Here is a 10,679-nt window from a genome sequence, read left to right on the forward strand (position 1 = left end):
AGACGTTCGACGCGCTAGGGTTAGTTTCGCTGCTGGACACCCAGCAGCGCTTCCAGCTTGTGAAATGAACCGCCGTATGCGGAACCGCACGTACGGTGGTGTGAGAGGGCGACGGGGACAACTCCGTCCCCTACTCAATCCTGCCATGCGGCGCACGGCAGTATTTGGTGGGCTTGCGCCAGATCAGCTAAAATGATTCCACCAATACATTGAAACGGGAGTTCTCATGGCAAGCAAGAAACCGAGCAAAGTGGCAAAGATCGACATCGGCATTTCCGAGGCGGACCGCGCGAAGATCGCGGAAGGCCTGTCCGGCCTGCTGGCCGACAGCTACACCTTGTACCTGATGACCCATAATTTTCACTGGAACGTCAAGGGGCCGATGTTCAATACTCTGCACCTGATGTTCATGACGCAATATACGGAGCAGTGGGGCGCGCTGGACCTGATCGCCGAGCGTATCCGCGCCCTCGGTTATCCGGCGCCGGGAACCTACAAGGAATTCGTCAAGCTCGCCTCGATCAAGGAAATCGACGGCGTGCCGCCGGCGCTCGACATGGTCAGTCACCTGGTGTCGGCACAGGAAGCGACTGCGCGCACGGCGCGTCGTTTGTTCCCGCTGCTGGAAAAAGCCAATGACCAGCCGACGGCCGACCTGATCACGCAGCGCCTCGATTTGCATGAAAAGACGGCGTGGATGCTGCGCAGCCTGCTGGAAGAATAAATGCCGGGCCGGCGGCGCTAATTCGTCCCCCGGCTATTGACGCCATCAGGAATTGCGTTAGACTGCTTGTATATAGGTGTTTGGCAAGAAGAATATCAGGCTGTACTGCGCATTAAACCCCGTCGCTTATATAGGCCGCGGGGTTTTTTATTTTCGGATTCACAAGGATGGAGGCATCATGGCTGAATGGGTAGGCTGGTTCGTAGCAGCTGGCGCGGTATTGATCCTGGAACTGTTTACCGGCACATTTTATCTGCTGATGATCGCCATCGGCATCAGTGCCGGAGGACTGGTGGCGCTGGCGGGCGGCAATGGCAGCTGGCAGGCTGTGACGGCCGCCATTGTCGGCGTGGCGGCCACGCTGTTATTGCGGCGCAGCCGTTTTGGCAGGGCGGCGCGGCGCGATGTGGCGCAGGATCCGAATGTGAACCTGGATATCGGTCAAAGCGTGGCGGTCGCGCATTGGGTCGATGGCGCGGCGCGCGTGATGTATCGCGGCGCCTTGTGGGATGTGGAGCTGATTCCCGGCAGCGATGCGCAGGCCGGTCATTACACCATACGTGCCGTGCGTGGCAGCCGTTTGATTGTTGGATAAACTGGAGAATAAATTATGGAAGTAAGCATCGGAAGCATGTCGCTGATCTTGTTATTGCTGGCACTGGTATTTGTCTTCAAGACGGTCAATGTGGTGCCGCAGCAGCATGCCTGGGTGGTGGAGCGCCTGGGCAAGTTCCATGCGGTATTGGGGCCTGGCTTGAATATCGTTGTGCCTTTCGTTGACCGCATTGCTTACAAGCACGTGCTCAAGGAAATTCCACTCGACGTGCCGCCGCAGGTGTGCATTACGCGTGACAATACGCAATTACAGGTCGATGGCATTCTGTATTTCCAGATTACCGATGCCATGCGTGCTTCGTATGGTTCGTCGAATTATATTGCCGCCATTACGCAACTGGCGCAAACGACCTTGCGTTCGGTCATCGGAAAAATGGAACTCGACAAGACATTTGAAGAACGCGACCATATTAATACGGCCATCGTAAATGCTATCGATGAATCGGCGGCGAATTGGGGGGTCAAGGTATTGCGTTATGAAATCAAGGATTTGACGCCGCCGAAGGAAATTTTGCATGCGATGCAGGCGCAGATTACGGCCGAGCGCGAGAAGCGCGCCCTGATTGCTGCCTCGGAAGGGCGCAAGCAAGAGCAGATTAATATCGCCACTGGCGAGCGGGAGGCGGCGATTGCCCGTTCGGAAGGCGAGAAGCAGGCATCGATCAACCGCGCCGAAGGCCAGGCCACGGCCATCGTCGCGCTGGCGCAAGCCAGTGCCGAAGCGCTGCGCCAGGTGGGCGCCGCCATCCGCGAGCCGGGCGGTGAGGATGCCGTCAATCTGAAAGTGGCCGAGCAGTATGTGGGCGCGTTCGCGCAATTGGCGAAAACGAATAACTCGATTATCGTGCCGGCCAATCTGGGTGATATGAGTGGTTTGATCGCCACGGCGATGCAGGTGGTGAAAACGCAGAAGCCGAAAGGCAGCGTGGCGATGCCCTGATTACCTGACTGGCTGGGTGAATAGCAAGCCCGTAGCAAGGTCTCGACAATACTGCCCGCTGCATAGCGGGCAGTTTGCATTTGCGCCGTCCCGATTATCTGGTGGGACGGGGCTGGAGTATCGGCGGCTGAATGAATTACGTTGAAAATATTTCCTTCATGCTATGCTATGCGCACTTTCGGGATTATGTGCTGTCATGCGGCGCTTATTTCTTTGATTGGCATGACATCTGCCGCGCAGGATTCGGGGTAGCGTTTGCAGGCGATGCGCGATTGGCGATAGTATTGGGCCAATGTATATTTTGAATTGCAATTTATAATTACTATAAATTGCAATGAAACAAAAAGTACTGCAAAATAAATACTGCCGATGGCGCTGTATTGAATCGCAGCCGCACAAGGTAGTGGCACTTGCGCAGACAGTCCATGCGCGATGCCCGCTCCCCGCGATTGGAGGTTTGCAGTGCTTGAAAGCCAGGGAAACAGGGTTTTTGGTAAAAGAATTGTAAAAAACAATCAAATCTTAAGAAAAATCACCTCAGTCGCGTTACAATTGGATAGAATTTAACTGTTCAATTATATTCTTCAACTCACACAAGGAAATATCATGGATCTGTCGAGCTTATCCCTGTCCGAACTGCGCACCTTGCAGGACGACATCAAGAAGCAAATGAAGAAACGCGAACAGGATGATCTGTCCAAAGCGCGCGAGCAAATCCTGGCCATTGCACAGAGCGTCGGCGTTTCCGTAAAAGACCTGGTTGGTACAGGAATTCGCGCTAAAACGGGCACGGTCGCAGTGCGCTATCGCAATCCGGATGATGCGACGCAGCAATGGACTGGCCGTGGCCGTCAACCGAAATGGGTCAAAGAGTGGACCGATTCGGGCAAGTCGCGCGATCTGCTGAAGGTGTAATGCTGAAGGTGTAATGCACCGTTCATTCGGATGCTTGTCCTGTGGAGTGGTACAGGTGTAGTACAAGGCAGCATGCAAGCATCCGGAACTTTCTTGATTTATCGTCTTTGGCCAGACAGGCAAAGCTGATTCACATCGCTTATCTCCACGGTATTTTCACTAATACTCGTCTTATTCCCGCCGTATCTCTTCCTTTCCCTGTTTTCATTTCGTCGCGCCGAGCTTTTTTCCGCTTGCCGCAGATAGTGACAAAATAAAACCCGACATATAGCCGGGTTTGTTGGTGCGTGCGCAGCACGCTGCGCGCAATGGCGGATCAGCGGCGGTGCGACTTCATTGCCGCCTGCACTTCGCGCGCGCCATCGCGGTCGCGCTCTGCGGCTCGCTTGTCATGCTGCTTCTTGCCCTTGGCTAAGCCGATTTCGCATTTTACGCGGCCGCCCTTGTAGTGCAGGTTGAGCGGCACCAGCGTATAGCCGGAGCGCTCCACCTTGCCGATCAGTTTATCCATTTCCGTACGGTGCAGCAGCAGCTTGCGCGTGCGTACGGCTTCCGGATGGATATGGGTGGAGGCGGTCGGCAGGGCGCTGATATGCGCGCCGAACAGGAAGAGTTCGTCGCCGCGGACGACGACGTAGGCTTCCTTGATTTGCACGCGGGCGTCGCGGATGGCTTTGACTTCCCAGCCTTCCAGCACGATGCCCGCTTCGTAGCGATCCTCGATAAAGTAGTCGTGGAAGGCTTTTCTGTTGTCTGCTATGGTCATGAGATGGTAAATGTGCGCGTGTCGGTTAAACTACTGTCTCGCGCAAGCGCGATAAAATCACTATATCCAACATCATAGCAAATGGTTCTTCAATGGCAGTAGTACATAAATCAGTTTTTCTCGGCTATAGCGCCGAACAAATGTTCGCGCTGGTGGCGGCGGTGGAAGATTATCCCAAATTTCTGCCCTGGTGCGGTGCGGTCGAGGTTCGCGAGCGGGGCGAGAACACGGTCGTCGCCAGCGTGGGCATACATTACCACGGCGTGCGCCAAAGCTTCACCACGTCCAACGAGAACGTGCCTTTCAACTCCATCAAAATGAAGCTGGTGGACGGTCCTTTCAAGACCCTCGACGGCGTGTGGACCTTCAAGGCCCTGCGTGAAGACGCGTGCAAGATAGAACTGGACCTGCATTACGAGTTTTCCAGCCGCGTGCTCGAACAGATCATCGGGCCCGTTTTCGGCATGATCGCCAACAGCATGGTCGATTCCTTCTGCAAGCGCGCGGAGACGGTATATGGCTGAAGCGGGCATCACGGTGCAGGTTTGCCACGTGCTGCCGGATAGTACGTTCCTGCGCTCCTTGAACGTGCCTGCGGGCACCACCATCGGGCAGGCGGTGGCGCTGAGCGGCTTGCTGCAGGCTATCCCCGGCATCGACCTGGCCGTCAATATGGTGGGCATCCATGGCAAGAAGAAGCCGCTCGATACCGTATTGCACGAGCATGACCGGGTGGAAGTGTACCGGCCCTTGCAAGCGGACCCGAAGGAGGCGCGCCGGCGCCGCGCCGGCGGCAAGTCAGCTAAGGGCTGAGCGGACAGGGCGGCGGCGCGGCGCTGCCTGGTGAGCGCGATTTTTTGCAATTTTCAAATATCTTTTCTATGCTGCAAGGACGAAAGGCGGATCCTTCTGTATAATTCACTTTTGCGCCAATAGGAAATGCTATGCGTCTACTTCAAAAAGCACTCACATTCGATGACGTGTTGCTCGTCCCAGCCTACTCCAACGTTCTGCCCGCCGATACGTCCCTCAAAACTCGCCTGACCCGCAATATCACCCTGAATATTCCCTTGCTGTCCGCAGCCATGGATACGGTGACGGAAGCCCGTTTGGCGATCGCGATGGCCCAGGAAGGTGGCATCGGCATCATCCACAAGAATTTGAACCCGAAGGACCAGGCACGTGAAGTGGCCCGCGTAAAACGTTTCGAAGCTGGCGTGCTGCGTGATCCGATCACGATTCCACCAGAAATGAAAATCCGCGATGTGATCGCGCTGACGGAACAATACGGCATCAGCGGTTTCCCTGTCGTCAAGGGCAAGGAAGTCGTCGGCATCATCACCAACCGCGATTTGCGCTTTGAAAAGGAACTCGACGCGGAAGCCTCCGCCAAGATGACCCCGCGCGAAAAACTCGTGGTCGTCAATGAAGATGCTGATACTGCCGAAGCCAAGCGCCTGATGAACAAGCACCGCCTCGAGCGCGTGCTGGTGGTCAACGACGCATTCGAATTGCGCGGCCTGATCACCGTCAAGGATATCCAGAAGTCGACTTCCCACCCGTTCGCGTCGAAAGACAGCCAGGGCAAATTGCTGGTCGGCGCTGCCGTCGGCGTCGGTGCCAAGGATGAAGAGCGCATCGACCTGCTGGTCGCCGCCGGCGTCGACGTGCTGGTGGTCGACACGGCCCACGGCCACTCGCAAGGTATCCTGGACCGCGTACGCTGGATCAAGACCAAGTATCCGCAAGTGGAAGTGATTGGCGGCAACATCGCCACCGCCGCCGCCGCCAAGGCGCTGGTGGAATACGGCGCCGATGCGGTCAAGGTCGGCATCGGTCCTGGCTCCATCTGCACCACGCGTATCGTCGCCGGTGTAGGCGTGCCGCAAATCACGGCCATCTCGAATGTTGCCGAAGCACTGGAAGGCACGGGCGTGCCATGTATCGCCGACGGCGGTATCCGCTTCTCGGGCGATATCTCGAAGGCGCTGGCAGCCGGTGCTTCCACCGTGATGATGGGTTCCATGTTTGCCGGTACGGAAGAAGCACCGGGCGAAGTGATCCTGTACCAGGGGCGCAGCTACAAATCGTACCGTGGCATGGGTTCGCTGGGCGCGATGTCCGATGGTTCGGCTGACCGTTATTTCCAGGACGCCACCATGAAGGCCGACAAGTTCGTGCCTGAAGGTATCGAAGGCCGTGTCGCTTACAAGGGCAGTGTGCTGGCGATCATCTTCCAGTTGGTGGGCGGCGTGCGTCAATCGATGGGTTACTGCGGTTGCGCCACCATCGACGAATTGCGCGAAAAAGCGGAATTCGTGGAAATCACCTCGGCCGGCATGCGCGAGTCGCATGTCCATGATGTGCAGATCACGAAAGAAGCGCCAAACTACCGTTCAGAGTAATTAGCGACAGACCAGACCGGCGCCTAGTGCGCCGGTTTTGTAATGACCTCAGATAAAGTCCCCATCATGCATTCTAAAATCCTCATTCTCGATTTCGGTTCCCAAGTCACCCAGTTGATCGCCCGCCGCGTGCGCGATTCCGGCGTGTTTTCCGAAGTCTTCCCGTATGACGTCAGCGACGAATTCGTACGCAACTATGGCGCCGCCGGCGTGATCCTGTCGGGCAGCCACAATTCCACCCTGGACGGCGATTCGCCGCGCGCGCCGCAAGCCGTGTTCGAGCTGGGCGTACCCGTGCTGGGTATCTGCTATGGCATGCAAACCATGGCGGCCCAGCTGGGCGGCAAGGTTGAAAACGGCCTGGTACGCGAATTCGGCTACGCCGAAGTGCGCGCCCGCAGCCACACCAAGCTGCTCAACGGTATTGCCGACTTCGTCACCGACGAAGGCCACGGCATGCTGAAAGTGTGGATGAGCCATGGCGACAAAGTGCTGGAAATGCCGCCAGGCTTCAAGTTGATGGGCAACACCCCGAGCTGCCCGATCGCCGCCATGGCCGACGAAGAGCGCCAGTTCTACGGCGTGCAATTCCACCCGGAAGTGACGCACACGGTGCAGGGCAAGGCCATGATCGGCCGTTTCGTGCATGAAATCTGCGGCTGCAAATCGGACTGGAACATGCCCGACTATATCAGTGAAGCGGTGGAAAAAATCCGTGCGCAAGTCGGTACCGACGACGTCATCCTGGGCCTGTCCGGCGGCGTCGACTCCTCCGTGGCCGCTGCCCTGATCCACCGCGCCATCGGCGACCAGCTGACCTGCGTCTTCGTCGACCACGGCCTGCTGCGCCTGGACGAAGGCAAGATGGTGATGGACATGTTCGCCAAGAACCTGGGCGTGAAAGTCATCCGCGTCGATGCGGAAGAGCAGTTCATGGGCCACCTGGCCGGCGTTACCGACCCCGAGCAAAAGCGCAAGATCATCGGCCGCGAGTTCGTCGAAGTGTTCCAGGTCGAGTCTGGCAAGCTGGTCAACGCCAAATGGCTGGCGCAAGGCACGATTTACCCGGACGTCATCGAATCGGCCGGCAAAGGCAAGAAAGGCCAGACCATCAAGAGCCACCACAACGTGGGCGGCTTGCCGGACACCATGAGGCTCAAGTTGCTCGAACCCTTGCGCGAACTGTTCAAGGATGAAGTGCGCAAACTCGGCGTGGCCCTGGGCTTGCCGCATGACATGGTCTACCGCCACCCGTTCCCTGGCCCGGGCCTGGGCGTGCGCATCCTCGGCGAAGTCAAGAAAGACTACGCCGACCTGCTGCGCCGCGCCGACGCCATCTTCATCGAAGAACTGCGCAACACGCCATACGAATTCGTCGCCGGCCAGGCCGTCGACCCGGACGCGCTGCCAGCGAACTGGTACGAGGCCACCAGCCAGGCCTTCGCCGTCTTCCTGCCCGTCAAATCGGTGGGCGTGATGGGCGATGGCCGCACCTACGAATACGTGGTGGCCCTGCGCGCCGTGCAGACGCAAGACTTCATGACGGCCCACTGGGCACACCTGCCGCACAGCCTGCTGGGCAAGGTGTCGAACCGCATTATCAATGAAGTGCGCGGCATCAACCGCGTCGTCTACGATATCTCGGGCAAGCCGCCAGCGACCATCGAGTGGGAATAATCTCCCGTCCGGCACCGTAAGGTAACGCCGGTCAGTGAAACAGCTAAGCCCCTGATATTTCAGGGGCTTTTTTGTCTGGCAAACGCAAGCAACCCATGGCAGAGCCAAGCACGGTTTTTTGTGGGTATGTTTTAGCCTTGCACCGTGGTGGCGGACTGTCGATGACGGCGAACATGTCGGCACTAATCCAGCTGCCGGTCAGCAGATCTGGCTCTTTGTCGAGTGCCATGCGGATCTTGGTCTGGCTGGGGCAACAGGGCGCTGATTTCGGCGAGCGGTAGGCCCGCCTGTATCTGGTGCCAGCGCGCGATATCGGCCCGGTTATATAGGTGGTAGCCAGATGCAGAGCGTGCAGACGACTTGAGCAGGCTGATGTTGTCGTAATGGTGTAGTCAGTCCAGCGCCGCTGGCAAGTTCGCCTATTTTCAATTCCTCCTGGTTCAATGGTGCTTGGTTCATGCGCTTTGTGGCTGGGTGCCTGTGGGGGAGGAAATTGTACGCCAGGCTCGCGCCTGTCAGGCTACGGCGTCCTTCGGCAGTTTGAGGAGCAAGGCAAGTAGCGCAGCCAGTTCGGGTCGCATGACTGTCCTGCTCGAGACGTGAAAAGCTGCGGCGATGTGAGGCATGGTAAACGCGGTCGATAGATAAGCGCGTGCTATTGCCTCGTCTCTGTTGCTATAGAGGGCTTGATATTGCACTAATGACAGCGTGATGGCGCGGCGCCGCGACCTTGGCGTATCTTTGAATGCATCAGAACGCTGTGATTGTTGATGTGCTGAAATGAAGGCGTCATCGCCCAGAAGAATCTGGTGGCAGGTGCAAGCGAGCGGACTAGGCTCTCCCATCCCGGCCGCGACAAACCGGCAGTAAGCAGGGACTGCCTCGTCGCGGGTAGCGCCAAACTGACTCAAGAGCCAGTCACGTGCCAACCAGCACGGAGGTGCCGCGTCGTCCAAAAAGTAGTGATGACTGCTCCAGTACCAGTCATCAGGTGATACGACCATGTGCGCCCGGACTGGATTCAGGATGATGTAGCGGGCCAATTCCAACAGATAGTTTTCTTTCTGCACCAAGATAGCCTTGTAGCGACCTTGCAATACATGTCCGACAAGCTTGTGACGCCGATTGAAATGCTGGCTATATAAGCCATTCAGTTGGCGCATGCCCTGCGACAGATTCGCCTCGACCGTTTCAACGAGCAGATGATAATGATTGCTCATCTGGCAGAAACTGTGCACGACAGAATGATGCCGTTCACACACAAGTTCCAATACTTCTTGCCAAGCAAGGCGATCGGTATCGTCCCGATAAATTGCGCCACGCCGGTCGCCCCGCGAAGTAACGTGGTAGAGGTAGAGGGCACCGGCGAACTTAAGTCTTAGTGGTCGCGTCATGCGGTAGACGATACCTGAGCTATGTGCGTTGGCGCTGAGATTGCGCAGAGGTTTGCACATTGATATGGCTGAGGTCGTGTCGGAATGGCGGACCTGACCCTGCCTCTCCTGCCTCTCGAGAACTTCTCGGTTCCTCCTGGCTGGAGTTTTGGAGGGGCAGCTTCCTCTGGCATGGATACATTAAAAATGGGGATACCACTACCAGACTATCTATCGCTTAGCGGATCAACTAAATATCTTAATTTTGGCGTCTCCATTTCCATTAATTTACATAATGGTACAATTTATGCGGGCGGCTTTGTTCCTGATGCGGCTTCGAATGGAGCCACAGCAACCTTCGGGTATTTACCGAGCAGCTATGAGTATAATAGAAGCCGTGAAGATAAAGCAAAAAGCACCGATAGCTTTATGACTGGAGCATCAGCAGGATTAAGTGGTTGTGCTTACGGAGCATGTCTTGGTATTAATCATGCAATAGGTGGGGAAACGGCGAAAGAAGTAGGCATCGGATTCGGTGGCATATCAAAAGTACCGGCCCCATAAATTAATGTCAACGTAGTAGCATCAGGTCCCATAAACCAATAATCGGCAATTCCAAAATTCATCCATCTGGAAATTTTATAAATATGAGCATTAAAATTAAAGAAAAAATACATTTAACATTTTTCTCCATTATATTTATTGTTTTTGTTTTTTCATTTATTAAAAATAGAACTGAAATAAGCGGCCATGAAAAAATGATATTTATGGAAAATGACGTCAATGAAATATTAAAAAATGGAGGCAATATTGTTAGCAAGAAACCAAGGGCACAGAAAGATTCCGCAACGTATTTTTTAACATTCAAAGATGAGGGGTGGAGTTCAGCCTTACTGCAAAAGAACATTAATACGCTTCTTTTGTTAGGATGGGAAAAACGTCAAAATAATATTTTTTGCAAAAAAGGAGTCAAATTAGAGATCAAAGAGGGACAGAGCATGCATCAAGGACAGGGGACGAATACTATAGATCTATTTTATAGTGCAAAGACCATAAAGGAATGTCAGTGAATATTAAAACTCGTCGTGACGTTACAGTAAAAAGAGAGAGATACTCACCTATTACTTGAAATTTATGACAATGACATACTGAGGTACCCTGACTTTTTCGGACACTCTTGTTTGGTAAACTTCACCAACTGGAGAACTTATGAAACGCTCAACAACATACACGCCAGAGCTTCGAGAAGAAGCAGTAAAGCTGG

At 55.3% G+C, this 10,679-nt stretch carries 14 protein-coding genes and 1 pseudogene; 10 read left to right on the forward strand and 5 right to left on the reverse strand.

The genetic code is table 11. From position 1 onward, the window contains the following. Positions 1-226 precede the first annotated feature (226 nt). The 3 genes from ACQ4WP_RS28405 (at position 227) to ACQ4WP_RS28415 (ending at position 2,279) form a co-directional block, all read left to right on the forward strand. Positions 227-724, forward strand: coding sequence for a Dps family protein (locus ACQ4WP_RS28405; protein WP_426072865.1), 498 nt, complete (start codon positions 227-229; stop codon positions 722-724). 178 nt (positions 725-902) lie between these two features. Then, entirely contained in the window at positions 903-1,319 is a 417-nt protein-coding gene (locus ACQ4WP_RS28410; RefSeq protein ID WP_436526548.1) for an NfeD family protein, read from the forward strand. 15 nt (positions 1,320-1,334) lie between these two features. Next, positions 1,335-2,279 carry an SPFH domain-containing protein gene (locus tag ACQ4WP_RS28415; RefSeq protein WP_436509459.1) on the forward strand — a complete coding sequence of 315 codons (945 nt, stop codon included), beginning with the start codon at positions 1,335-1,337 and terminating at the stop codon, positions 2,277-2,279. Positions 2,280-2,473: 194 nt separating this feature from the next. Here the strand turns inward: ACQ4WP_RS28415 and ACQ4WP_RS28420 are convergent, their stop codons facing one another. After that, positions 2,474-2,794 carry a hypothetical protein gene (locus ACQ4WP_RS28420; RefSeq protein ID WP_436526550.1) on the reverse strand — a complete coding sequence of 107 codons (321 nt, stop codon included), beginning with the start codon at positions 2,792-2,794 and terminating at the stop codon, positions 2,474-2,476. Positions 2,795-2,885: 91 nt separating this feature from the next. On the opposite strand from ACQ4WP_RS28420, the gene ACQ4WP_RS28425 reads away from it, so the two are divergent. Then, positions 2,886-3,194, forward strand: a complete 309-nt coding sequence (locus ACQ4WP_RS28425) for an H-NS histone family protein (protein ID WP_010397665.1) — start codon at positions 2,886-2,888, stop codon at positions 3,192-3,194. A 316-nt stretch (positions 3,195-3,510) separates the two neighbouring features. On the opposite strand, the gene smpB is transcribed toward ACQ4WP_RS28425, so the two are convergent. Then, entirely contained in the window at positions 3,511-3,960 is a 450-nt protein-coding gene (gene smpB, locus ACQ4WP_RS28430) for an SsrA-binding protein SmpB (RefSeq protein WP_034752217.1), read from the reverse strand. Positions 3,961-4,052: 92 nt separating this feature from the next. Here smpB and ACQ4WP_RS28435 point away from each other — a divergent pair, with 92 nt between their 5' ends. From ACQ4WP_RS28435 to guaA, 4 genes are all read left to right on the forward strand, one after another. Next, positions 4,053-4,484 (forward strand): type II toxin-antitoxin system RatA family toxin, encoded by a 432-nt coding sequence (locus ACQ4WP_RS28435; RefSeq protein WP_436526552.1) that lies wholly within the window; start codon positions 4,053-4,055, stop codon positions 4,482-4,484. Further along, the gene (locus tag ACQ4WP_RS28440; protein ID WP_436526554.1) at positions 4,477-4,773 is read left to right on the forward strand and encodes an RnfH family protein; all 297 of its coding nucleotides are present in this window, start codon (positions 4,477-4,479) and stop codon (positions 4,771-4,773) included. Before ACQ4WP_RS28435 ends, ACQ4WP_RS28440 begins: the two co-directional genes overlap by 8 nt. Before the next feature lie 131 nt (positions 4,774-4,904). Further along, complete coding sequence (gene guaB, locus ACQ4WP_RS28445) at positions 4,905-6,365, forward strand: IMP dehydrogenase (protein WP_099377100.1); 1,461 nt, start codon at positions 4,905-4,907, stop codon at positions 6,363-6,365. A gap of 66 nt (positions 6,366-6,431) precedes the next feature. After that, positions 6,432-8,042 (forward strand): glutamine-hydrolyzing GMP synthase, encoded by a 1,611-nt coding sequence (gene guaA, locus ACQ4WP_RS28450; RefSeq protein WP_436526555.1) that lies wholly within the window; start codon positions 6,432-6,434, stop codon positions 8,040-8,042. A gap of 43 nt (positions 8,043-8,085) precedes the next feature. Here the strand turns inward: guaA and ACQ4WP_RS28455 are convergent, their stop codons facing one another. The 3 genes and pseudogenes from ACQ4WP_RS28455 to ACQ4WP_RS28465 form a co-directional block, all read right to left on the reverse strand. After that, positions 8,086-8,271 carry a hypothetical protein gene (locus tag ACQ4WP_RS28455; protein WP_436526563.1) on the reverse strand — a complete coding sequence of 62 codons (186 nt, stop codon included), beginning with the start codon at positions 8,269-8,271 and terminating at the stop codon, positions 8,086-8,088. Positions 8,272-8,284: 13 nt separating this feature from the next. Continuing rightward, positions 8,285-8,501: pseudogene (locus ACQ4WP_RS28460) on the reverse strand (MerR family transcriptional regulator); the annotation flags it as partial. Between the two features lie 56 nt (positions 8,502-8,557). Continuing rightward, positions 8,558-9,496, reverse strand: coding sequence for a transposase (locus tag ACQ4WP_RS28465; RefSeq protein WP_436526557.1), 939 nt, complete (start codon positions 9,494-9,496; stop codon positions 8,558-8,560). 111 nt (positions 9,497-9,607) lie between these two features. On the opposite strand from ACQ4WP_RS28465, the gene ACQ4WP_RS28470 reads away from it, so the two are divergent. Together ACQ4WP_RS28470 and ACQ4WP_RS28475 are read left to right on the forward strand one after the other, a co-directional pair. Continuing rightward, entirely contained in the window at positions 9,608-9,979 is a 372-nt protein-coding gene (locus ACQ4WP_RS28470) for a hypothetical protein (RefSeq protein ID WP_436526559.1), read from the forward strand. An 83-nt stretch (positions 9,980-10,062) separates the two neighbouring features. Beyond that, entirely contained in the window at positions 10,063-10,485 is a 423-nt protein-coding gene (locus tag ACQ4WP_RS28475; protein ID WP_436526561.1) for a hypothetical protein, read from the forward strand. Positions 10,486-10,679 lie beyond the last annotated feature (194 nt).

Source organism: Janthinobacterium lyxosi, assembly GCF_051380665.1.
Lineage (GTDB): Bacteria > Pseudomonadota > Gammaproteobacteria > Burkholderiales > Burkholderiaceae_D > Janthinobacterium.

Coding starts and splice junctions, on each gene's coding strand:
- ACQ4WP_RS28405 (WP_426072865.1), top strand. CDS start 227: ATGGCAAGCAAGAAACCGAGCAAAGTGGCAAAGATCGACATCGGCATT.
- ACQ4WP_RS28410 (WP_436526548.1), top strand. CDS start 903: ATGGCTGAATGGGTAGGCTGGTTCGTAGCAGCTGGCGCGGTATTGATC.
- ACQ4WP_RS28415 (WP_436509459.1), top strand. CDS start 1,335: ATGGAAGTAAGCATCGGAAGCATGTCGCTGATCTTGTTATTGCTGGCA.
- ACQ4WP_RS28425 (WP_010397665.1), top strand. CDS start 2,886: ATGGATCTGTCGAGCTTATCCCTGTCCGAACTGCGCACCTTGCAGGAC.
- smpB (WP_034752217.1), bottom strand. CDS start 3,960: ATGACCATAGCAGACAACAGAAAAGCCTTCCACGACTACTTTATCGAG.
- ACQ4WP_RS28435 (WP_436526552.1), top strand. CDS start 4,053: ATGGCAGTAGTACATAAATCAGTTTTTCTCGGCTATAGCGCCGAACAA.
- ACQ4WP_RS28440 (WP_436526554.1), top strand. CDS start 4,477: ATGGCTGAAGCGGGCATCACGGTGCAGGTTTGCCACGTGCTGCCGGAT.
- guaB (WP_099377100.1), top strand. CDS start 4,905: ATGCGTCTACTTCAAAAAGCACTCACATTCGATGACGTGTTGCTCGTC.
- guaA (WP_436526555.1), top strand. CDS start 6,432: ATGCATTCTAAAATCCTCATTCTCGATTTCGGTTCCCAAGTCACCCAG.
- ACQ4WP_RS28455 (WP_436526563.1), bottom strand. CDS start 8,271: ATGGCACTCGACAAAGAGCCAGATCTGCTGACCGGCAGCTGGATTAGT.
- ACQ4WP_RS28465 (WP_436526557.1), bottom strand. CDS start 9,496: ATGTGCAAACCTCTGCGCAATCTCAGCGCCAACGCACATAGCTCAGGT.
- ACQ4WP_RS28470 (WP_436526559.1), top strand. CDS start 9,608: ATGGATACATTAAAAATGGGGATACCACTACCAGACTATCTATCGCTT.
- ACQ4WP_RS28475 (WP_436526561.1), top strand. CDS start 10,063: ATGAGCATTAAAATTAAAGAAAAAATACATTTAACATTTTTCTCCATT.